This is a genomic window from Pseudarthrobacter sp. As-47 (assembly GCF_058215595.1).
The window spans coordinates 2654259-2675945 of record NZ_CM177088.1 but is presented as its reverse complement, the minus strand read 5'-3'; the positions used below and the strand labels follow the sequence as shown (position 1 = coordinate 2675945).

The window sequence follows — 21687 nt, the reverse complement described above, 5'->3', positions numbered from 1 at the left end:
TGAGCCCGGCCTTTCCGTCGGCCTAGACTTGTTTCTATCCCCCGGACTGCAACGCAGAGGATCAGCCGTGTCAAAACCCGTAGTACTGCTCGCCGAAGAACTTTCCCCCGCTACCGTCGAGGCCTTGGGCCCGGACTTCGAGATCCGCCAGACCGACGGCGCCGACCGTTCCCAGCTGCTCTCCGCCATCGGCGACGTTGACGCAATCCTGGTCCGCTCGGCCACGCAGGTGGACGCCGAGGCGATCGCCGCTGCGAAGAACCTCAAGGTCATCGCCCGCGCGGGAGTAGGCCTGGACAACGTGGACATCAAGGCAGCCACCCAGGCCGGCGTCATGGTGGTCAACGCGCCCACCTCGAACATCGTTTCGGCAGCTGAACTCACCGTTGGCCACATCCTCAGCCTGGCCCGCCACATCCCGCAGGCAAGCGCAGCCCTGAAGGACGGCGAGTGGAAGCGCTCCAAGTACACGGGCATCGAACTCTTCGAAAAGAAGATCGGCATCATCGGCCTGGGCCGGATCGGCGCGCTTGTGGCCGCCCGGCTGAAGGGCTTTGACACCAAGATCCTCGCCTACGATCCCTACATCACCTCAGCCCGCGCGGCACAGCTCGGCGTGCAGCTGGTGACCCTGGACGAGCTCCTGGCGCAGGCGGACTTCATCACCATCCACATGCCCAAGACGCCGGAAACGGTGGGCATGCTCGGTGCTGACGCCTTCAAGAAGATGAAGAGCACCGCCTACGTCGTCAACGTCGCCCGCGGCGGACTGGTGGACGAGGAAGCACTCTTCACGGCCCTGCAGGACGGCGAAATCGCCGGCGCCGGCGTGGACGTCTTCTCCAAGGAACCCAGCACAGACCTGCCGTTCTTCAAGCTGGACAACGTTGTGGTCACGCCGCACCTCGGCGCCTCCACCGACGAAGCGCAGGAAAAGGCCGGCGTGTCGGTGGCCAAGTCGGTCCGCCTCGCCCTCGCCGGTGAACTGGTGCCCGACGCCGTGAACGTGGCCGGCGGCATCATCGCCCCCGACGTCCGTCCCGGCATCCCGCTGATCGAGAAACTGGGCCGGATCTTCACCGCCCTGACGCACGCCTCCCTGACCCAGTTCGACGTCGAAGTGGCCGGCGAGATCTCGTCCCTCGACGTCAAGGTCCTCGAACTGGCCGCCCTCAAGGGAATCTTCGCGGATGTCGTGACCGAGCAGGTTTCCTACGTCAACGCTCCGGTCATCGCCGAGCAGCGGGGCATCAACGTCCGTCTGATCACCACACCCGACACCGAGTCCTACCGCAACGTACTCACCCTGCGCGGCGCCCTGAGTGACGGCACCCAGATCTCCGTGGCCGGCACCCTGACCGGACCCAAGCAGATCCAGAAGCTCGTGGGCATCAACGGCTTCGAGGTTGAGATCCCGATCAGCGAGCACCTCGTGGTGGTGGCCTACACAGACCGCCCCGGGGTCATCGGAACCATCGGACACATCCTCGGCATGAACAACATCAACATCGCCGGCATGCAGGTGGCTCGCTCTGACGAAGGCGGCCAGGTGCTTGCCCTGCTGACCATCGACAGCTCTGTTCCCCAGCAGGTCCTGGACGCCATCAAGGCCGGCATCGGCGCCGAGATGGTGCGTGAAGTGGACCTGGAGGACTAACCCGCACCCCGGGGAAACACCGCACCGCCGGCCGCCCTCGGCGAGTCCCGGCACGGCCACGTATGATTGGCCGGTCTGCTTACAATGGCTAGGTCCTGATTCAGGACCGGGCCGGCAGGCCGGCCAATACCTTTTGCACATCCGTCCGTGATCGTCCATGTCCGCATGGGCGCCGTCCGGGTGCGCGCACGCAATCCAGGTTTCAGGGAGTTCCATGAACGCCGTCCAGAGGTTCATCAGAAGCAAAGTGCTGCTGTTGACCGCGGCCATCTTGATCGCAGCCATGTGCTTGTCGGTCCTTGTCCAAAGCCAGTCCCAGGCCGCACTGAACAGGACCGTTGATGAAAATTCACGCGGCCTCTACGACGTCCTGGTCCAGGCGAAGGCCCCCTCCGGCTCGCTCATGCAGCCCGAGATCGCCAACGGCTCCGGCGGCATCAGCTTCGAGCAGCTGGAGGCCATCAGGAAGCTCTCCGGCACCTCCGTGGCAGCCCCGATCAGCCTTGTCTCCCGCGTGACCCAGAACCTTGAATCCCCGCGCCTCGATGCCATGGACTACCTCGGCTGCAACGCCGGGCTGGCCGGCACCGCAACCGCGGACCAGGCCGCCGGAGCAACCGCCCCGGACCAGTGGCCGGCCGCCGAATCGGTCCTGGGCGATGAAACCCGGAAGTACCGCCTGACGGCCAGTGCAGTCAGCTCCGACGGCGTCTCCGAGCAGACCCTCTTCAAGTCCACCGCCGAAGGCACCCTTGGCAAGGCCAGGCTCGTGGAGGAGCAAACTGCCGGCGGCAGCAGCATCCGCATCGCAGCTCCCGCAGACGAAACCGGGATCAAGTTTCCCGCACCGGCCGGCGGCTCCGAGCACAACCTTTTCAACCTTTCCGTGTCACTGCCCATGGCCCCCGAGATAACGGAATCCGTGGTCGCCGTCGACCCGGCTGCCGAACGGGCCCTCCTGGGTTCCGCCGGTGACTTCCTGTCCCCGCTGGAGAAGGCGCCGCCGGCCGATGCCCGCGACGCCGGCGCGGTGGGACGCTACCTCGAGGGACTGTTCACCAACGGCATCAGCCTGGACGAGCTGGAGGAAGGGCCGGATTTCCTCGGCGTCAAGCTCAAGTACTGGGCGCCGCTGATGACCCAGTACCAGCAGGCCAAGCGGAACGGGCAGCTGACTGACGATTCCCAGGCCATTCCCCTGATCGTCCGTTCCGGGACGTCCCTGGACCTGAAGTACAACGTCAAGATCGAAGAAATTGACGACGCCGGCAAGGTCGTCAAGGACGTCGGCACCGTCTCGCGTTCCCTGGACAAGGACTACCTGCCGTTCGTTTCAAAGGACCCCTTCGTCCTCTCCTGGCCGGGTTCCACGGACCACTCCTCACTGCTCGGCAGCAGCGGCAACTTCAACCAGGGCCTTTACACTCCCGCCACCTGGAGCACCGACTTCGCTGCGGCGCCCAAGTACACCGACGGCGAAGCAGCCGCCAACGGTGCCGAGGAAAAGACGGCAGTGCCCGGTGAATGGGTCACCGTCAACCGGCTTCCCGAGAAGAGCGCCAACGGCACGCCCGTTGACCAGACCCAGCGCGAACCCGTGGATGAGCGTTCCTACCGGGAAAACCTGGCAACGGGGGAGCAGGCAGCCGCCCCGCTGGCCATGGTCTACGGCACGTTCGATCCCGCGTCCGTCGCCGCTGCCGCCGGCGACGTCAACAAGCTGCCGCTGGGCGGCTACGACCCCACCCCGTTCACGCTGGTCAAGGACGCTGCGGGCAACGAAGTCCCCGCCACGGAACTTGAGCCTTCCCTGAGCGCCACCGGGCTCGCCAGCCAGTCCGCAGGCGCCATCACGGATTACTACGGCCTTGCTGCTGCCCGCGGCTACACCGAAAACGCCAGCGTCATTGACGCCGTCCGTGTCCGTGCAAAAGCGCCCGGAAGCTGGAAGGAAGCGCAGCCCGACGTCGAACGGCTGGCCGGCGAAATCCGCGAGATGGGCCTGGAGGCTACCATTGTGGCCGGGTCCGCGCGGGAGGATGCCAGCATCTTCGTCCCGGGCTACAGCAAGGACGACGCCGGCAAGGAATCCGCCTTGGGGACCGTCCAGCAGTCCTGGGTCCGGCAGAACGCCGCGGAGGCTGTTACCGGGTCGCTGTCCGGCACCAACATCACCCTGCTCTTCCTGACGCTCTGCGGCGCAGCCCTCCTGACGGGCGCATCCACGGTGAGCTACATCCGCAAGCGGAGGAGCGAAGCCGGAACCCTGCGTGCCATGGGCTGGACCCAGGGCCGGATCCGCCGCTGGGTCCTGGAGGAATTCGGCGTCGGAGCGGTCCTGCTCGCCGTGGCCGGGATCGTGCTGAGCCTGGCCAGCTGGAGCCTTTCCACTGCCCTGGTCTCCGCGTCAGTCCTGGTGCTGTACGCGGCGGCGGCCTTCTTTGCCGCACAGCAGCTGCGCCACCGCGACGAGATCGACCAGGAACCGCAGCATGACGAACGGCTGATTCCGGTGGACTCACCACTGACCTTCGCCAACCGCCAGCTGAGCACCAACAAATTCAACACCCTGTCCCTGGCCGTAGCCGTGGGCGTGTTCGGGGCTGCAGCAGGCGGCCTGGCCGCCCTGCTCATCGACATCCCGCGCGCCGCCGGCGCCAGTGCGCTCAGCGGCTTGGCCGCGGCCAGCGTTGCCTTGCCGAGCATCCTCCTGGCCCTCGCCGGAGTTGCCGTAGGGCTTGTGCTGACCCTGGTCACCGGGCGGTTTGAACTCAATGCCAAGCGCCAGTACCTTGGCATCCTCGAGGCCATGGGCTGGAACCCGGACATGCTCCGCCAGGTCCGCCTGTTCGAGAACGCGCTGGTGGGAACCGTGGCCCTGCCCCTGGGCGTCCTCGGCGCCCTGGGCATCGGCCTGCTGCTGGCACCCTACGCCGCGCTGTGGGCGGGCGTGGCCGGCCTCGTGGCTGTACTTTGCTGGATACCGATTGCAACGAAAGTGGTCCAATGACAAACCCGACCAACGTCCAGCGGAGCCGCCGGTCCGGCTCCGGTGAGGTCCCCCTGCAGACCCGGGCCAACACCATCGTCAAGGCCGCCGACCACGCCACGCCGCTGGAACTGAGCGACATCACCATCCGCTACGGCGGGGGCAAGGGCGGCGCCGAAGCCGTCAGCGTGGTCGAAGGCTTCGACCTGACCCTGCACGCCGGTGAGATGCACTGTGTCGCCGGCCGAAGCGGTTCCGGCAAGACCAGCATCCTGACCGTCGGCGCCGGACTGACCCTGCCGACGTCGGGCCGCGTCTTCTGGGAAGGCGATTCGCTCGAAAGCATGGGCGACGACGAAATCGCGGACCGCCGTCGTGCGCTGATCGGCTACGTTGACCAGGGCGGCGCCCTGATCGACGGAATGAGCGCCCTCGAGAACGTGCTCCTCCCGGCCGTTCCCGACGGCGAAGTGGACCAGCGGCGGGACATGGCCAAGGACCTGCTGGACCTTGTTGGCCTGGGCCGGCGCATGCGGCACCGTCCCGCCCAGCTGTCCGGCGGCGAACGCCAGCGCGTGGCCATTGCCCGTGCCCTGATCCTGGGCACCCGCGTCCTGGTGGTGGATGAGCCCACCGCGAGCCTGGACCGGGCCTCCGCCAACCGCATCATCAGCATCCTGAAGGACACCACGTCCGACGGCATCGCCGTGCTGGTGGCCTCGCACGACCACGAACTTGTCCGGCTCAGCGATACCCTGACCGAACTCATCTAGCCCGTCCCTCCCCACCGAAGGTAACGTCCTCCACGTGACTGCTTCAGAGAAAACGCCGTTCTACATCACCACGGCCATCACCTACCCCAACGGCGTGCCCCACATCGGCCACGCCTACGAGTACATTGCCACCGATGCGATGGCGCGCTTCAAGCGGCTGGACGGCTTTGACGTGATGTTCCTGACCGGGACGGACGAGCACGGGATGAAGATCGCCCAGGCGGCCGAAAAGGAAGGCATCACTCCCAAGGAGCTGGTGGACCGGAACGCGGAGATCTACCAGGCGGCGCACGCCGCTCTGGGGATCACCTACGACCGTTTCATCCGCACCACAGACGAGGACCACTACGCCGCCTCGCAGGCCATCTGGAAGAAGATGGAAGCCAACGGCGACATCTACCTGTCCAAGTACGAGGGCTGGTACTCCGTCCGGGACGAGGCCTATTACGGTGAGGACGACACCGTGGTCAAGGACGACGGCGTGCGCTACTCCAAGGAGACGGACACCGAGGTGACCTGGACGGCCGAGGAGAGCTACTTCTTCCGGCTGTCGGCCTACCAGGACAAGCTCCTTGCCCTGTATGAGGCCCACCCGGAATTCGGCGCCCCGCAGTACCGTTTCAACGAAGTCATCAGTTTCGTCAAGCGAGGCCTGGAGGACCTGTCCATCAGCCGCACCACCTTCGACTGGGGCGTCCCGGTCCCGGGCAACGACAAGCACGTGATGTACGTGTGGGTGGATGCCCTGACCAACTACCTCACCGGCGTGGGGTACCCGGACGTGGACTCGGAGAACTTCCGGAAGTACTGGCCTGCTGACGTCCACATCATCGGCAAGGACATCTCCCGCTTCCACGCCATTTACTGGCCCGCCTTCCTCATGAGCGCGGGCCTGGAGCTGCCCAAGCGGGTGATGATCCACGGCTTCCTGCACAACAACGGCGTGAAGATGTCCAAGTCGCTGGGCAACGTGGTTGCCCCGGCGGACTTCGTGGCACAGTACGGACTGGACCAGGTGCGCTTCTTCTTCCTGCGGGAAGTGCCCTTCGGCGCGGACGGCAGCTACAACCACGACGCCATCGTGGGGCGGATGAATTCGGACCTGGCCAACAACTTCGGAAACCTGGCCCAGCGGTCGCTGTCCATGGTGGCCAAGAACTGCAGCGGGCGCGTTCCCGTCCCGGGGGAGTTCACTGCCGCGGACACTGCCATCCTGGCCCAGGCCGACGCCCTCCTTGCCGCAGCCCGGGCAGCCTTTGAGAAACAGGAGTTCAGCCGCGCGCTCGAGGCGATCTGGGGTGTCCTGGGAGATACGAATGCCTACTTCGCGGAGCAGGCGCCGTGGGTGCTGCGGAAGACCGACGTCGAACGCATGAACACGGTGCTGTACGTGACCCTTGAGGTGCTGCGGATCGTGGCCATCCTCGCACAGCCGGTCATGCCCCGGGCCACCGGTGCGCTCCTGGCAACCCTAGGCCAGCCCGAGGGGGAAGCCCGGCAGTTCGCAGCGATCCCCACCCGGATTGTGGCCGGGACCGAGCTGCCTGCGCCGTCGCCCGTGTTCCCCAAATACGAGGAGCCGGCCGGGGCCTGACGCGGCCACGCTCTCTCACTTCCTGCACGTTTGGGCCCAACGCTCTCTCACCCCTGGACAGGCGGTGGGAGAGCGTTGGTTGTTTTCCGGCAGGAAGTGAGGGAGCATCCCTTGGGGTGTTCGGATTATGAGACAGCTTGACCAGCATATGGATAACTTGGCTAACCTGAATCCATGAGCGCATCCTCCATCGATCTTGCAGTTATCCCTGGCGACGGCATCGGCCCCGAAGTGATTGCCGAGGCAGTCAAGGTCCTCGAGAAGGCCGTGGCGGCGGAGGGTGTCGAGCTCAAGCAGACGCACTACAAGCTCGGCGCTGAGCATTGGCTGGCCACGGGGGAGACCCTGCCGGACGAAGTCCTCGGGGACCTCCGGACGCGGGATGCCATCCTGTTCGGCGCAGTGGGCGCGGCCCCCGGTGACACGCGGATCCCGTCGGGGATCATCGAACGCGAGATGCTGCTCAAGCTCCGCTTCAGCCTGGACCACTACGTCAACCTGCGCCCCTCCAAGCTGTACGGCACCGTGGGCAGCCCCCTGGCCAACCCGGGCGACATCGACTTCATCGTGGTCCGCGAGGGCACCGAAGGCCCTTACGTTGGCAACGGCGGCACCCTGCGTGCGGGGACCCCCCACGAGGTGGCCACCGAAGTCTCCCTGAACACCGCGCACGGCGTGGAGCGCGTTGTGCGCGACGCATTCCGCCGCGCAAGCGCCCGGGAGCGCAAGCACGTCACCCTGGTCCACAAGCACAACGTCCTGGTGTTCGCAGGGCGCTTGTGGAAGCGCACGGTCGAGGCCGTCGCCACCGAGTTCCCGGACGTCACCCACGATTACCTGCACGTGGACGCCGCCACCATCTTCATGGTCACGGATCCGTCGCGCTTCGATGTGATTGTCACGGACAACCTCTTCGGCGACATCCTCACGGACCTTGCCGCAGCCGTGACGGGCGGTATTGGGCTGGCCGCGTCCGGCAACATCAACATGGACCGCACGGCGCCGTCCATGTTCGAGCCGGTCCACGGCTCCGCCCCGGACATCGCCGGCCAGGGCAAGGCCGACCCGACCGCCGCGATCCTGTCCGCCGCGCTCCTGCTGGACCACCTCGGCTACACCGCCGCGGCCCGCAAGATCGAAGCCGCGGTGGCTGCCGACGTCGAAAAGCGCGACGGCGATGCCCGCAGCACGAGTGCCGTGGGCGATGCCATCGCGGCCGGACTCTAACCCGCGCCGGAGCCGCAGGCATCGGGCGTAAGCTTGTCTCGAATCACCAAATGCCGCCCTGCCGTTCAGCGCTGAACCCGGGGCGGCCGATCGTGGAGGAACCATGACCCAGACTGCCCATGGCGTCGAATTCACCCAGCAGCCCTCGGCCAACCCGAAGTCTGCTGAAGAGCGTGCAGCCATCCTGGCCAACCCGGGATTCGGCAACCACTTCACCGACCACACCGCCATCGTGGACTACAGCGTGGACGAGAACGGCAAGGGCGGCTGGCACAATGCCCGGATAGGGGCGTACGGGCCAATCGTCCTGGACCCGTCGGCAGCTGTTTTCCACTACGGCCAGGAGATTTTCGAAGGGCTCAAGGCGTACCGCCACGCCGACGGCTCCATCTGGACCTTCCGTCCCGAAGCCAATGCGGCACGCCTGAACAAGTCCGCCCGCAGGCTCGCCCTTCCCGAACTGCCGGCCGAGTACTTCCTCGGGGCAATCCGTGAACTGGTTGCCATTGACAAGGAATGGGTCCCCGCCGGCGAAGGTGAGGCGCTCTACCTGCGGCCGTTCATGATCGCCACCGAGGCATTCCTGGGCGTCCGCGCCGCACGGGAAGTCTCCTTCCGCGTCATCGCCTCACCGGCCGGCAACTACTTCGGCGGCGAACTGAAGCCCGTGTCCATCTGGATCTCGCGGGAGTACGCCCGCGCCGGCCGCGGCGGAACCGGCGATGCGAAGTGCGGCGGCAACTACGCGGCGTCGCTGATCGCCCAGCAGGAGGCTGAAACCAACGGCTGCAAGCAGGTCCTCTTCCTCGACCAGTTCAACGACAACGCAGTCGAGGAACTGGGCGGCATGAACGTTTTCTTCGTGATGAAGGACGGCTCACTGGTCACCCCGGCGCTGACCGGCACCATCCTCGAAGGGATCACCCGGATGTCCGTCATCCAGGTGGCCAAGGACATGGGCCGCGAGGTCACCGAGCGCAAGATCACCCTCGATGAATGGCGCGACGGCGTTGCCTCCGGTGACATTGCCGAGGTGTTCGCCTGCGGCACCGCAGCCGTGATCACGCCGATTGGAGTCCTTAAGGACGCCACCGAGTTCATCGGCTCCGAGGACGCCAAGGCGGGGGAGACCACCATGGCCATCCGCGAGCAGCTGCTCGGCATCCAGACGGGCACGGTGCCGGACACGCACGGCTGGCTGACCCGCCTGGCCTAGCCTGCCGGTTTATTAACGTACGACGGCGCCTGCCGGGCTTGGTCCCGGCAGGCGCCGTTCGTTCACCCGCCAGCCGTCGGGCTGGTCAGCGCCGTGCTGCCTTACGGGCAGCGTTCTTCAGCGCCTTCCGCGAGACAGGCTTCAGCGCCTTCCGGGCCGCTTCTTCTGCGATGGCCCGGTTGCGACGGGCGTCAATGACATCGTTCCAAAGCGCCGTTGCGAAGGCGCCGCCGTCCTGGGCGTACACGTCATAGGGATAGCCGGCAAAGACGGAGGGCGTGGTGCCGCCCGTGGGAAGATCCTGCCCCTTTGCCTTCGCCACGGCATCGCCGACGGCCCAGGTCCGGGTCAGGTGGTGCACGAGGTTTTCCTGCACAAAGACGTTTGCGTCGCTTGAAGCGGCAGCACGCGTCAGGAGCACATCCAGGTCTTCAGCCAGGAACTTCGCCGCCCATTCGTCCACGGGTGCTGCCCCCGACCGGAAATCCTCGGCCACCCCCTCCACCGCCTCACTCCAATCGTCGGTCTCGCGGAACTTCTTCCACGTGGGAAACCACACGATGCTGCCCGTCGCGTGATTGTGGATGTGCTGGAGTCCACTGTTCTTCCCGGTTGCGGCATGGTCGTGGCCGGCAGCGTCAGCATCGGCGAGGAGGTCAGTTAGTGAGGTTGTGCTCATGGTGTCCGGTTCCGGCTTCCTGGGAGGTCGTGTGGTCTTCATTGGTGCTCAACCCGGAAACCTGCCTGTTCTATTCCGGCGGCGGGAACGGCAGTGGTGCACCTGGCAGTGAAAGGATGGGAGGGTGACTTCAGCTTCCGGTCCCGTCCTCCAGCGCAGCTCCGCCCTGACACAGTACGTCCTGGCGCCCAATCCCGGGCCCATGAGCCTGGACGGAACCAACTCGTACGTCCTGAGGGCGCCCGGCAGCCCGGGCGCCGTGGTGGTGGATCCAGGACCACTGGACGAGGCCCACCTGCGGGCACTCGCCGCGGCCGGGCCCGTGGAACTGGTCCTCGTGACCCACCGCCATGCGGACCACACCGCCGGTGCTGCATGGCTGCACCAGCTGACCGGTGCCCCTGTGCGGGCGGCAGACACGGCCCACTGTTACGGCGGAGGCGCTCCGTTGACGGACGGGCAGGTGATCCATGCGGCAGGGCTCGAAGTGAGGGTGCTGGCTACTCCCGGCCACACGTCAGATTCGGTCTGCTTCCACCTGCCCGGTGACGGCCCGCAGGGTTCGGTTCTTTCCGGCGACACCATCCTCGGCCGCGGCACCACCATGCTTGACTACCCCGACGGGACGTTGGGCGACTACCTTGCCTCGCTGGACAAGCTTGAGGCACTTGGTCCCGCAGCGGTCCTCCCCGCCCACGGACCTACCCTTCCGTCCCTGGCCGACGTTGCCCGTGCCTATCGCAGCCACCGCCTGGACCGGCTCGAACAGGTACGAAATGCACTGGCCAGCCTCGGGCCGGAAGCCACCGCCCGTGACGTCGCGGACGTCGTCTATGCCGACGTCGACCCTTCCGTGCGGCGCGCTGCCGAAGCGTCCGTCTCGGCCCAGCTCCACTACCTTCGCGGAGACGCAGGCCAGCAGCGGCCCGGGGAGCCACGCCCGGCAAGACGGTAGGGTAGGAGCCATGCGTATTGCCAGGTTTGTTGTTGATTCTGATCCCCTTTACGGCGTCGTCGAAGGTGACGCCGGCAGTGAGGAAATCACTGTCATCCATGGAGACCCCTTCTTCAACGGCGTGGAGCGAACCTCCGTCCGCCACAAGCTGGAGGACGTCCGGCTGCTCGCGCCGATCATCCCCCGCAGCAAGGTCATCGGCGTGGGCCGCAACTTCGTGGAGCACGCCCATGAACTCGGCAATGAAGTCCCCGCCCAGCCGCTCCTGTTCCTGAAGCCGAATACCGCCGTCGTGGGCCCCAACGATCCCGTGGTGCTGCCGGACTTCTCCGAGGAAGTCTCCTTTGAGGCGGAACTGTGCGTAGTGATCGGGCGGATCTGCAAGGACGTGCCCGAGGACCGCGTGGACGATGTCATCTTCGGCTACACCTGCGGCAACGACCTCACCGCCCGGGACGTCCAGAAGACCGACCTGCAGTGGACCCGGGCCAAGGGCTTTGACACCTCGGCGCCGCTCGGCCCCTGGATCGAGACGGACCTGGACACCGAGGACCTGCAGATCCAGGGCCGGCTCAACGGGGAACTGCGGCAGGACGGCAGCACCAGCCAGATGATCCGGGGCGTCCGCGAACTGGTGTCCATCGTGTCCCAGGCCTTCACCCTGCTGCCCGGCGACGTCATCATGACCGGAACGCCCGCCGGAGTGGGCCTGGTCAGCGCCGGCGACCGCTTTGAGGTGGAGATCGAGGGCATCGGCCGCCTGTCCAACCCCATAGTCCGCCGCTGACGCCGGGGCCGCCCGGACCCCTGGCGGCAGACGGTAAAGTTGGAGCCACTATGACTACTGCTTCCGCGTCGAATGCTGCCTCCCTGCCCCCCGTTTCCGCCGACACGCCCGTGCGGGTCCGGTTCTGCCCGTCGCCCACCGGCACTCCGCACGTCGGGCTGATCCGGACGGCCCTCTTCAACTGGGCCCACGCCAAGCACACCAAGGGCACTTTCGTGTTCCGCATTGAGGACACGGACGCGGCGCGCGACTCGGAGGAAAGCTACCTGCAGCTGCTCGAGGCGCTGAAGTGGCTTGGCATCACGTGGGAAGAGGGCGTCGAAGTGGGCGGCCCCCACGAGCCCTACCGCCAGTCGCAGCGGCTGGACCTGTACAAGGACGTCGTGGCCAAGCTGATCGAGGGCGGCTACGCCTACGAGTGCTACTCGTCCCCCGAGGAAGTCGAGGCACGCCACCGCGCCGCCGGCCGCGACCCCAAGCTGGGTTACGACAACTTTGACCGTGAGCTCACCGACGAACAGGTGGCCGCCTTCAAAGCCGAGGGCCGCCAGCCCGTGCTGCGGGTCCGGATGCCCGACGAGGACGTCACCTTCACCGACCTGGTCCGCGGCGAGATCACGTTCAAGGCCGGCAGCATCCCGGACTACGTCATTGTCCGCGCTGACGGTTCCCCTCTCTACACACTGGTGAACCCGGTTGACGACGCACTGATGGGTATCACCCACGTGCTGCGCGGCGAGGACCTGCTGTCCTCCACGCCGCGCCAGGTTGTCCTCATCCGTGCACTCATGGAGCTCGGTGTTGCCAGCTACATGCCGGAGTTCGGCCACCTGCCCTACGTCATGGGTGAAGGCAACAAGAAGCTCTCCAAGCGTGATCCCCAGTCGAACCTGTTCCTGTTGCGTGACCGCGGCTTCATTCCCGAGGGCCTCCTGAACTACCTGTCCCTGCTGGGCTGGAGCCTCTCCGCCGATGAGGACATCTTCACCGTGGACCAGCTCATCGAAAACTTCGACGTCCACGACGTCCTGGCCAACCCGGCGCGCTTTGACATCAAGAAGGCCGAAGCCATCAACGGGACCCACATCCGGATGCTCGCCCCCGGGGACTTCCGGGAGCGGCTGGTGCCCTACCTGCGCACTGCCGGCTATGTGGGGGAGGAGCTCACGGCGCGGCAGGAGGACATCCTGACCGAAGCCGCGCCGCTGATCCAGGAGCGCATCACGCTTCTGGGCGAGGCCCCGGACATGCTCGGATTCCTGTTCAAGGACGACGACGCCATTGACGTTGCCGACGACGCCCGGAAGGGCCTTCCGCAGAACCTCGACGAGGTACTGGATGCCGCTATTGGGGCCCTCGACAGTGTCCAGGAGTGGACCGCCGAAGAGATCCAGGCAGCGCTCAAGCAGGCGCTCGTGGAAGACCTGGGCCTGAAGCCCCGGCTCGCGTTCGGACCCGTGCGTACCGCTGTTTCCGGACGGCGCATCTCCCCGCCGCTGTTCGAGTCCATGGTGATCCTGGGCAGGGAATCCTCCCTTCGCAGGCTCCGGGCCTTCCGTGGCTGATGACCGCACGGCGATGACAGCTTCCCGAAGGGCCGGCGCCGGTGTCCTGGACACGCCCTTCGGGTCAGTCCGCGGGGTCCTGTTCGACATAGACGACACCCTGGTGGACCTCGAGTTTTCGATGACCACAGCCCTTCGGGAGGTCAGCGAACACCTCCTGCCCGGCATGGACCAGGCCGGATGGGAGCGGTTCGGGCGCATCTTCACGCACGAAACCACCCACTATTACGACCGCTACCTGGCCGGGGAACTGACGTTCAACGAGCAGCGGCTGCTGCGCGGCCGCGCTGCCCTGGGCCACTTCGGGGTTGAGCTGGAAGAAGGTGAGCAATCCCACCAGTGGCTCACGGCATACGTGGAAAAGCAGCCCGCCTACGTGAAGCCCTTCCCGGACGTCATGCCGCTGCTGGACCTGCTGGACCAGGCCGGCGTTCCCTACGGCGCCGTCAGCAACAACGTCCACGACTATCAGCGCGCCAAGCTGGACGGCGCGGGCCTTGGACGCGTCAGGCGCCTGGTGGGGACGGACACGCTGGGCGTGGCAAAGCCAGATCCGTCCATCTACCTGGAAGGTGTCCGGCTCCTGGGCACCGGACCTGCTGAAACGCTCTACGTCGGGGACAACCGCCTGCTGGACGCGGAAGGCTCGACGGCGGCCGGCCTCCTGGGCGTCTGGCTCAACAGGGCGGGGGAGCAGGTTAAGGAATTCCGGGGCAACATGGTGTCGTCGCTGGGCGAACTCGTCGCCTGAGGGCGCTCGGCGCGGGCCGGGCGCACGCCCGGCCCGCGCCCCGACCGGCACGCCGGAGCCCGATTTGTGCGAGCACGAAGTCTCGGGTAAAGTAATTTCTCGTGCTGAGGCGCACGGAGCAGGGTAAACGCCCTGAAAACCGGCCCGAAAGTATCATTGGGATATGGTGTAATTGGCAACACTACGGTTTCTGGTACCGTCATTCTAGGTTCGAGTCCTGGTATCCCAGCTCTGGTTTGAAAGCTGATTTCAGCGCTCAAAACGGAAGGTTTCAGCCGGTTCGCCGATTTGAAACTGAAGCGAAGTGTATGAAACAATCACTGAGCTTGACCAGCGGAAACGCTGGTAAAAGTACGGTAAAGTACACGGCCCCATCGTATAGCGGCCTAGTACGCCGCCCTCTCACGGCGGTAACGCGGGTTCGAATCCCGCTGGGGTCACCAACGAAATGGTCCCGGGCACACGTCCGGGGCCATTTTTTGTTGTGTGCTGGAGCCCACCGGCAACGCGCGCCGTTACTGCGGCCGTGGAGAGCCCGAACTGGCATGATGTTGCTGTGACCTCCCCGAACGAGCAGGACCACCCGAACCACGCGCAGCGCACGCCCGCGGGCAGCGCCGCAGCCTTGGCGGCCGTCGCGTTGCTGGAAGAGGTGCGCGAGGATCTGGCCGCTGCCGAGCTGCCGCTGGCCCTGCCTGATTCGGAGCAGGCCCGGCGTGAGGCCGCGAGTGCCGTGGCCCAGCTCGATGACTACATCCTTCCGCGGTACCGAAGCCTTGACGCTCCGCTCCTGGCCGTCGTCGGGGGTTCCACGGGAGCGGGCAAGTCAACCCTGGTGAACGGGATCGTGGGGCACCCGGTCACCCGCGCAGGCGCCATCCGTCCCACCACCCGCCAGCCGATCCTCCTGCACCACCCTTCGGAGGCGGACTGGTTCGAGGGGCAGCGCGTGCTGCCGAGCCTCGCCAGGATCCGTGGGTCCGTCACCAACAGCCCCGTGCCCGCTAACCGGGCAGGAGCGGTTCCGGATGCAGCCGCCATGTCTTCCCTCGTCCTAGTGGCAGACCCGGGAGTGCCCGCCGGAGTTGCCGTCCTGGATGCCCCGGATGTTGATTCCATCTCGGACGACAACCGCAAGCTGGCCGCCCAGCTCCTGGCCGCCGCCGACCTGTGGGTCTTCGTTACCACTGCCAACCGTTACGCCGACGCCGTTCCCTGGAAGCTGCTCCTCAACGCCGCGTCGCGGGACATCATGGTGGGCGTGGTCCTGGACAGGGTTCCCGCGGGGGCGGAAGAAGAAGTCAGCGAGGACCTGCGCAGCCTCCTCGACCGGGAAGGGCTCGGCGCGGCGCAGCTGTTCATCATTCCGGAGACCACCCTGGATGCCATGGGCATGCTGCCCGCCGGGGCCGTCCAGCCGCTGCGGGCCTGGCTGGCTGACCTGGCGGCCGACGCCGCCGGCCGGTCCGATATCGCCCGCCGCACCCTGAATGGAACCGTCCGGGCGATGGCAGGGCGCGTCTCCGCCGTCGCGCTGGCCGCCCGGGAGCAGCAGCACGCCGCCGCCAACCTCGAGGATGCCGCCGTCGGTGCCTACGGGGACGCTGCGGACCGCATCCTCGATGCCACGAGGGACGGCGCCCTCCTGAGGGGAGAGGTGCTGGCCCGCTGGCAGGACTTTGTGGGTACGGGGGAATTCTTCCGGACGCTCGAGCAGAACGTGGGACGGTTCCGCGACCGGGTGGGTGCCTTCTTCCGTGGTGAACCCGCACCCGCCGTCAGGGTGGAAGCTGCCATCGAGACCGGCCTGCAGGCTGTCATTGTTGACGAGGCCGCCAATGCCGCCGAGGACACAGACCAGCGCTGGCGGAACGATCCCGCCGGGCGCCAGCTGCTGGGTACGGATGACCTCTCCGGCACAACTCCGGGCTTTGAAGACCGCGCCGCCGCTGAGATCCGGGCCTGGCAGGAAGCCCTGATGGACATGATCCGCACCGAGGGCCAGGGAAAGCGGACGCAGGCCCGCTGGCTCTCCTTCGGCATCAACGGACTCGGCGCCGCGCTGATGATCGTCGTCTTTTCCATGACGGCCGGGCTTACGGGACTCGAGGTGGGCGTCGCCGGAGGAACCGCCGTCGTGGGCCAGCGGCTGCTCGAGGCCGTCTTCGGCGAGGACGCCGTCAGGCGCATGGCCGAAAAAGCGCGCGAGGACCTGCACACCCGATGCCAGGTGCTGCTGCAGGAAGAGAGGCGCAAGTTCCTCTCCCGCCTGCCGGACTACGACGGCAGCATCCCCGACACCCTGGCTGCGCACGCCGCCGCGCTGGTGCGCCTGGCGGACAACGCATGAGCCGCCACAGCGATACCCGGGAGGCGACCCGGCTGGACCGCCGGCTTTCCGCCCTCAACGACGCCCGCGAGCTTGGCGAAGGCGTCCTTCCGGACGAGTCCCTGCAAGAGGTCTTCAGTGTCCTGGAGCGCGCAAGTTCGCGGCGGTCGCTGTCCGCGGACCACACGGTGGTGGGATTCTTTGGTGCCACGGGCAGCGGAAAATCCTCGCTTTTCAACGCGGTCAGCGGCGCGGAAATCGCGACGGCGGCAGCACGGCGTCCAACGACGTCGGAACCTTTGGCAGGGGTCTGGGGTGCGGACGGCAGCGAGCCGCTGCTGGACTGGCTGGAGGTCCGCAACCGCCACCACGCCGCCGCCGTCGAGGGATTCGCAGACGAGGACACCGGCCTGGTCCTGCTGGACCTGCCGGACTTCGACTCCACCAAGGCATCCAACCGTGAGGTGGTCCAGCGGATGGTGGGAATGGTGGACGTCCTGGTGTGGGTCCTTGATCCGCAAAAGTACGCCGACGCGGCCGTGCACAACGACTTCCTGTCCCGCCTGGCCTCGCATGGCGCGGTGACCCTGGTGGTCCTGAACCAGGTGGACCGGCTGCCGGAACGTGATGTGCAGCCCGTCCTGGAATCCCTGCGCTCCATCCTTGCCCGCGACGGACTTGCCAAGGTCCAGGTGCTTGCGGCTTCGGCGTTGACGGGAGCCGGCATTGACCAGGTCCGGGCTGCCATCCGTGGGGTTGCCGTCAAACGCAAGGCCCAGTCGCAGCGGCTTGCTGCCGATGTCACCAGGGCATCAGCGGAGCTGGGCGCGGTGTCCGGCGAGGGAACCGCAGCCGGTGTACGGCCTGCGGCCATTACCCGCCTTGCCGACGAACTGGCTGTGGCAGCCAACGTTCCCGTGGTGGTCCGCGCGGTGGGCCAGTCCTACCGGCTGGAGTCCGTCAGGCGCACGGGCTGGCCCGTGACCCGATGGCTCTCCCGGTTCCGTGCTGATCCGCTGCGGCGGCTCAACCTGCGCAGCGCGGCGCCATCGGAGCTCAACCGGACATCACTGCCACCGGCAGGAGCGCCGGAGCGGGCACGCACGGACGCCGCCGTGCGTGAATTCGCCGATGCCGCGAGCACCGGCGCTCCCGGGCCCTGGCGGGCGGCCATCCGGGGAGCCGCCAGGGAGGGACGGGAGCGGCTGCCCGATGCCCTTGACCAGGCCATCGCCGGAACGGACCTCGCCGCCAACCGGAAGTCCTGGTGGTGGGGAGTTTTCAACGTGGTGCAGTGGCTGGCGCTGCTCACCGTCCTGGGCGGGCTGGGCTGGCTCGGCGTCCTGGCGGCCCTGGGCTATTTCCAGATGCCCGTGCCTGAGGTGCCCCGGGTGGAGGGGTGGCCAATCCCCACCCTGATGATTGCCGGGGGTGTGGTGCTGGGTATTTTCCTGGCCATCACCGGCCGCTTCATAGCCGCTGCTGCGGCCAACCTACGGGCAGCGAGGGCACGGAAGAGGCTCAAAGCCGCAGTGGCTGCCGTTGCGCAGGAACTCGTGGTGGAACCGGTGGAACTGGAGGTCAGCAGGCACGCCGCATTCGATGCTGCACTCAGGACGGCTGCAACCGGCTAGCAGCATCCCGGACTTTGACCAGCGTCCGCAGGTTGCGCGTCGTGGTTGCGGCCTTGAACCTGGCTTTTGCGGAGATCTTGCTGAAGGGGCTGTCCAGGGTTCCGCCTGCCGGTGCCAGCCAGGCCAGCGCCTCCGGCCCCAGCCTCTTCTGCTGGTGTCCTTCCAGTGCAGCCCCGGCCGCGTCGAGTTCATCGAGCACTTCCTGGTCCGAGGAGAGCGTGATGTAGGTATGGGTGGCCTTGTCGTCGGCAGGGTAGGGGCACGCCGCCACGAGTTCTGCGACCCGGCCGGCTTCGAGGACCACCACCCAGGCGTCATAGCCAAAGGCATCCCTGAGGCACTTCTCACAGGTGCGCTTGACAGCGGCGGCTCCGAGGGTGCTGGTGAGGACGACGTTTCCGCTCGCAAGCAGTGTCCCGGCGTCCTGGAAGCCGGCAGCCTGGAGGGCGTCCCGCAAGGCGGCCATCTTGATGTTGATGCCGCCCACGTTGATGCCACGGAGGAAAACCGCATAGCTGCCCATGGCGAAATCCTAGCGCCGGGCGGGCCGGTTGCGGCCTTTGCCGGGCGTCAGTCGTTGTTCTTCCGGAGGGCTTCGGTGAGGAGCCGTCCGGCGTTGCACACCACTTCCGCGTGCAGCCGGCCGGGCTGGCGGGTGAGGCGCTCAATGGGCCCGGAAATGGAAACCGCGGCGATGACCCGGCCGGACGGTCCCCGCACCGGTGCGGAGACGGAGGCGACTCCCGGCTCCCGTTCCCCGAGGCTCTGGCCCCAGCCCCTGCGTCGTACTCCGGCCAGGACCGTCGGCGTGAAACGTGCTGACTGCAAGCCTTCGAGAAGACGGTCGTGGTCTTCCCACGCGAGCAGTACCTGCGCCGCAGACCCTGCCTTCATGGACAGCTGGGTACCCACAGGGATGGTGTCGCGCAGGCCGATAGGCCGTTCGGCCGAGGCCACGCACACGCGCCAGTCACCCTGGCGGCGGAAAATCTGGGCGCTTTCGCCGGTGGCGTCGCGCAGCTGCATCAGGACGGGCCCCGCGGAAGCTATCAGACGGTCCTCGCCTGCAGCCGATGCCAGCTCAACCAGGCGGCTTCCCAGGACAAAACGGCCCTGGATATCGCGGCTCACGAGGCGGTGGTGGACCAGGGCGAGGGCCAGGCGGTGGACAGTGGGCCGGGCCAGGCCCGTGGCTGCCACAAGCTGTGCCAGCGTGGTGGGGCCGGCTTCGAGCGCATCAAGCACCTGGGCCGCTTTATCAATGACACCGACTCCACTAGAATTGTCCATGTAATGATATTGCCGTCTCAATATCTGAGATGCAAATCTTTTGGCTGGCGCAGTGCCGAGCCGTCCTGATTCAGTTGATCTCATCAGCCAAACAGCAGTGAAGGGAGATGGCCATGGCAAAGACATTGGCCGAGAAAGTCTGGGACGCACATGTGGTGCGCAAAGGTGATGGTGACGGTGCCAACGCCCAGCCCGACCTTCTCTTCATCGACCTTCACCTGGTCCACGAAGTGACGTCCCCGCAGGCCTTCGAAGGCCTGCGGCTGGCCGGCCGGAAGCTGCGCCGCCCGGACCTCACCATCGCCACGGAGGACCACAACACCCCCACGCTGGACATCGACAAGCCTATCGCGGACCTCACCAGCCGCACCCAGATCCAGACCCTGCGCAACAACTGCGCGGAGTTCGGCGTGCGGCTGCACAGCCTCGGGGACGCCGAGCAGGGCATCGTCCACGTGGTCGGCCCGCAGCTGGGCCTCACCCAACCGGGTATGACAGTGGTCTGCGGCGACTCCCACACGTCAACGCACGGTGCCTTCGGCGCCCTGGCCATGGGCATCGGCACCTCTGAGGTGGAGCACGTCATGGCCACCCAGACGCTCTCCCTGAAGCCCTTCAAGACCATGGCCATCAACGTCGAGGGGACACTGCGTCCCGGCGTCACCGCCAAGGACATCATCCTGGCCGTCATTGCCAAGATCGGCACCGGCGGCGGGCAGGGCTACGTCCTGGAATACCGCGGGTCCGCCATCCGCTCGCTGTCCATGGACGCGCGCATGACCATCTGCAACATGTCCATCGAAGCCGGTGCCCGCGCCGGCATGGTGGCGCCGGACGAAACCACCTACGCCTACATGGAGGGCCGCCCGCACGCTCCCCAGGGCGCCGACTGGGACGCCGCCGTCGAGTACTGGAACACGCTGCGCACTGACGAGGACGCCGTCTTCGACGCCCAGGTTGACCTGGACGCCGACACCCTGGAGCCCTTCGTCACCTGGGGCACCAACCCCGGCCAGGGAGTTTCGCTGTCCGAGTCCGTGCCGTCGCCCGAGGACTTCGGCGACGAGAACGCCAAGGCAGCCGCCGAGCGTGCGCTGCAGTACATGGGGCTGGAGGCAGGCACCCCGATGAAGGAAATCCGCGTGGACACGGTGTTCCTGGGCTCCTGCACCAACTCCCGCATGGAGGACCTGCGCGCTGCCGCGGACATCATCCGCGGACGCCAAAAGGACCCCAACGTCCGGATGCTGGTTGTTCCGGGCTCCGCACGCGTGCGGCTGGAAGCCGAGGCCGAGGGCCTCGACCGGGTGTTCAAGGACTTTGGCGCCGAGTGGCGCTTCGCCGGCTGCTCCATGTGCCTGGGCATGAACCCGGACCAGCTGGAGGTGGGGGAGCGCTGCGCTTCCACCTCGAACCGCAACTTCGAAGGACGCCAGGGCAAGGGCGGCCGCACCCACCTGGTCTCCCCGGTGGTCGCCGCTGCCACCGCCATCCGGGGCACCCTGAGTTCGCCGTCGGACCTTGATCCGGCCCCCGAATCCGCCGCCATCCGCACCGACGCAGCCTAGGACACGCCATGGAAAAGTTCACCACCCACACCGGAATCGGCGTCCCGCTGCGGCAGAGCAACGTGGACACGGACCAGATCATCCCCGCCGTCTACCTCAAGCGGATCACCCGGACAGGGTTCGAGGACGCCCTGTTCTCGGCATGGCGCAAGGACCCGTCCTTCATCCTCAACAAGGAGCCCTTCACTGCCGGCTCCGTGCTGGTGGCTGGCCCGGACTTCGGAACCGGCTCGTCCCGCGAGCACGCCGTCTGGGCGCTCAAGGATTACGGCTTCAAAGCCGTCCTCTCCTCCCGCTTCGCCGACATCTTCCGCGGGAACTCCGGCAAGCAGGGGCTGCTGGCCGCCGAGCTCTCCCAGGACGACATCGAGCTCATCTGGAAGGAGCTCGAGAACGCTCCGGGGACCGAAGTCACCGTGGACCTGGTGTCCAAGACCGTGGTGTGCGGCAACATCGTTGCGCCCTTCGAGATCGACGACTACACCCGCTGGCGCCTGCTGGAAGGCCTGGACGACATCGGGCTGACCCTGCAGCATGAGGCGGACATCACGGCCTACGAGGCCACCCGGCCCTCGTTCAAGCCCAAAACCCTGCCTGCGCGCCTTTCCTCCGCGGGCTGAAGCAGAGCTGCATGTCTTTAAAAGGTGCGACGGCGGCGCGCCACGCCCTGCCG

The 21687-nt window shown here is 66.7% G+C and carries 17 protein-coding genes and 2 tRNA genes; 16 read left to right on the top strand and 3 right to left on the bottom strand.

Annotated elements, in window-relative coordinates:
- Positions 1–67: 67 nt before the first annotated feature.
- The 6 genes from serA to AC4BCK_RS12360 all read left to right on the top strand — a co-directional run bounded on the left by serA (position 68) and on the right by AC4BCK_RS12360 (position 9456).
- Entirely contained in the window at positions 68–1657 is a 1590-nt protein-coding gene (gene serA / locus AC4BCK_RS12385) for a phosphoglycerate dehydrogenase (protein WP_174178125.1), read from the top strand.
- A 214-nt stretch (positions 1658–1871) separates the two neighbouring features.
- Positions 1872–4667: an FtsX-like permease family protein gene (locus AC4BCK_RS12380; RefSeq protein ID WP_490565991.1), complete on the top strand. Its 2796-nt coding sequence runs from the start codon at positions 1872–1874 to the stop codon at positions 4665–4667.
- The gene (locus AC4BCK_RS12375; protein WP_104184854.1) at positions 4664–5419 is read left to right on the top strand and encodes an ABC transporter ATP-binding protein; all 756 of its coding nucleotides are present in this window, start codon (positions 4664–4666) and stop codon (positions 5417–5419) included. Before AC4BCK_RS12380 ends, AC4BCK_RS12375 begins: the two co-directional genes overlap by 4 nt.
- A gap of 34 nt (positions 5420–5453) precedes the next feature.
- Positions 5454–7013, top strand: coding sequence for a methionine--tRNA ligase (metG, locus tag AC4BCK_RS12370; protein WP_174178129.1), 1560 nt, complete (start codon positions 5454–5456; stop codon positions 7011–7013).
- 174 nt (positions 7014–7187) lie between these two features.
- Positions 7188–8240 (top strand): 3-isopropylmalate dehydrogenase, encoded by a 1053-nt coding sequence (locus AC4BCK_RS12365; protein ID WP_490565990.1) that lies wholly within the window; start codon positions 7188–7190, stop codon positions 8238–8240.
- Positions 8241–8343: 103 nt separating this feature from the next.
- Positions 8344–9456, top strand: coding sequence for a branched-chain amino acid aminotransferase (locus AC4BCK_RS12360; RefSeq protein ID WP_490565989.1), 1113 nt, complete (start codon positions 8344–8346; stop codon positions 9454–9456).
- An 85-nt stretch (positions 9457–9541) separates the two neighbouring features.
- Here AC4BCK_RS12360 and AC4BCK_RS12355 read toward each other — a convergent pair whose 3' ends face one another.
- The gene (locus tag AC4BCK_RS12355) at positions 9542–10135 is read right to left on the bottom strand and encodes a hypothetical protein (RefSeq protein WP_174178135.1); all 594 of its coding nucleotides are present in this window, start codon (positions 10133–10135) and stop codon (positions 9542–9544) included.
- Positions 10136–10259: 124 nt separating this feature from the next.
- Here AC4BCK_RS12355 and AC4BCK_RS12350 point away from each other — a divergent pair, with 124 nt between their 5' ends.
- From AC4BCK_RS12350 to AC4BCK_RS12315, 8 genes are all read left to right on the top strand, one after another.
- Complete coding sequence (locus AC4BCK_RS12350) at positions 10260–11090, top strand: MBL fold metallo-hydrolase (RefSeq protein ID WP_364319783.1); 831 nt, start codon at positions 10260–10262, stop codon at positions 11088–11090.
- 10 nt (positions 11091–11100) lie between these two features.
- Entirely contained in the window at positions 11101–11877 is a 777-nt protein-coding gene (locus AC4BCK_RS12345) for a fumarylacetoacetate hydrolase family protein (RefSeq protein WP_174178139.1), read from the top strand.
- Between the two features lie 50 nt (positions 11878–11927).
- Positions 11928–13442 (top strand): glutamate--tRNA ligase, encoded by a 1515-nt coding sequence (gene gltX, locus AC4BCK_RS12340; protein WP_174178142.1) that lies wholly within the window; start codon positions 11928–11930, stop codon positions 13440–13442.
- A 13-nt stretch (positions 13443–13455) separates the two neighbouring features.
- Positions 13456–14193 carry an HAD family hydrolase gene (locus AC4BCK_RS12335; protein WP_174178239.1) on the top strand — a complete coding sequence of 246 codons (738 nt, stop codon included), beginning with the start codon at positions 13456–13458 and terminating at the stop codon, positions 14191–14193.
- A 157-nt stretch (positions 14194–14350) separates the two neighbouring features.
- A tRNA-Gln gene (locus AC4BCK_RS12330) sits at positions 14351–14422 on the top strand.
- 138 nt (positions 14423–14560) lie between these two features.
- Positions 14561–14636 (top strand) — tRNA-Glu (locus AC4BCK_RS12325).
- A 113-nt stretch (positions 14637–14749) separates the two neighbouring features.
- The gene (locus AC4BCK_RS12320) at positions 14750–16543 is read left to right on the top strand and encodes a dynamin family protein (protein ID WP_400512917.1); all 1794 of its coding nucleotides are present in this window, start codon (positions 14750–14752) and stop codon (positions 16541–16543) included.
- Positions 16540–18156, top strand: a complete 1617-nt coding sequence (locus AC4BCK_RS12315) for a GTPase (protein WP_363937669.1) — start codon at positions 16540–16542, stop codon at positions 18154–18156. The genes AC4BCK_RS12320 and AC4BCK_RS12315 overlap by 4 nt, the downstream gene beginning before the upstream one ends.
- Here the strand turns inward: AC4BCK_RS12315 and AC4BCK_RS12310 are convergent.
- Both AC4BCK_RS12310 and AC4BCK_RS12305 read right to left on the bottom strand, forming a co-directional pair.
- Positions 18134–18679, bottom strand: coding sequence for a DUF1697 domain-containing protein (locus tag AC4BCK_RS12310; RefSeq protein WP_174178147.1), 546 nt, complete (start codon positions 18677–18679; stop codon positions 18134–18136). The genes AC4BCK_RS12315 and AC4BCK_RS12310 overlap by 23 nt on opposite strands.
- Positions 18680–18726: 47 nt before the next feature.
- Positions 18727–19446 (bottom strand): IclR family transcriptional regulator, encoded by a 720-nt coding sequence (locus AC4BCK_RS12305; RefSeq protein WP_066276894.1) that lies wholly within the window; start codon positions 19444–19446, stop codon positions 18727–18729.
- Between the two features lie 113 nt (positions 19447–19559).
- Here AC4BCK_RS12305 and leuC point away from each other — a divergent pair, with 113 nt between their 5' ends.
- Positions 19560–21014, top strand: a complete 1455-nt coding sequence (leuC, locus tag AC4BCK_RS12300) for a 3-isopropylmalate dehydratase large subunit (protein ID WP_174178149.1) — start codon at positions 19560–19562, stop codon at positions 21012–21014.
- A gap of 8 nt (positions 21015–21022) precedes the next feature.
- Complete coding sequence (leuD, locus tag AC4BCK_RS12295) at positions 21023–21634, top strand: 3-isopropylmalate dehydratase small subunit (RefSeq protein WP_251423588.1); 612 nt, start codon at positions 21023–21025, stop codon at positions 21632–21634.
- Positions 21635–21687: the final 53 nt, after the last annotated feature.

What these genes read in the sequence shown, in the direction of transcription:
- AC4BCK_RS12365 (WP_490565990.1), top strand. Translation starts at nt 7,188, where the DNA reads ATGAGCGCATCCTCCATCGATCTTGCAGTTATCCCTGGCGACGGCATC.
- AC4BCK_RS12360 (WP_490565989.1), top strand. Translation starts at nt 8,344, where the DNA reads ATGACCCAGACTGCCCATGGCGTCGAATTCACCCAGCAGCCCTCGGCC.
- AC4BCK_RS12335 (WP_174178239.1), top strand. Translation starts at nt 13,456, where the DNA reads ATGACAGCTTCCCGAAGGGCCGGCGCCGGTGTCCTGGACACGCCCTTC.
- AC4BCK_RS12315 (WP_363937669.1), top strand. Translation starts at nt 16,540, where the DNA reads ATGAGCCGCCACAGCGATACCCGGGAGGCGACCCGGCTGGACCGCCGG.
- AC4BCK_RS12375 (WP_104184854.1), top strand. Translation starts at nt 4,664, where the DNA reads ATGACAAACCCGACCAACGTCCAGCGGAGCCGCCGGTCCGGCTCCGGT.
- AC4BCK_RS12310 (WP_174178147.1), bottom strand. Translation starts at nt 18,679, where the DNA reads ATGGGCAGCTATGCGGTTTTCCTCCGTGGCATCAACGTGGGCGGCATC.
- AC4BCK_RS12345 (WP_174178139.1), top strand. Translation starts at nt 11,101, where the DNA reads ATGCGTATTGCCAGGTTTGTTGTTGATTCTGATCCCCTTTACGGCGTC.
- AC4BCK_RS12355 (WP_174178135.1), bottom strand. Translation starts at nt 10,135, where the DNA reads ATGAGCACAACCTCACTAACTGACCTCCTCGCCGATGCTGACGCTGCC.
- leuD (WP_251423588.1), top strand. Translation starts at nt 21,023, where the DNA reads ATGGAAAAGTTCACCACCCACACCGGAATCGGCGTCCCGCTGCGGCAG.
- leuC (WP_174178149.1), top strand. Translation starts at nt 19,560, where the DNA reads ATGGCAAAGACATTGGCCGAGAAAGTCTGGGACGCACATGTGGTGCGC.
- gltX (WP_174178142.1), top strand. Translation starts at nt 11,928, where the DNA reads ATGACTACTGCTTCCGCGTCGAATGCTGCCTCCCTGCCCCCCGTTTCC.
- AC4BCK_RS12305 (WP_066276894.1), bottom strand. Translation starts at nt 19,446, where the DNA reads ATGGACAATTCTAGTGGAGTCGGTGTCATTGATAAAGCGGCCCAGGTG.
- AC4BCK_RS12380 (WP_490565991.1), top strand. Translation starts at nt 1,872, where the DNA reads ATGAACGCCGTCCAGAGGTTCATCAGAAGCAAAGTGCTGCTGTTGACC.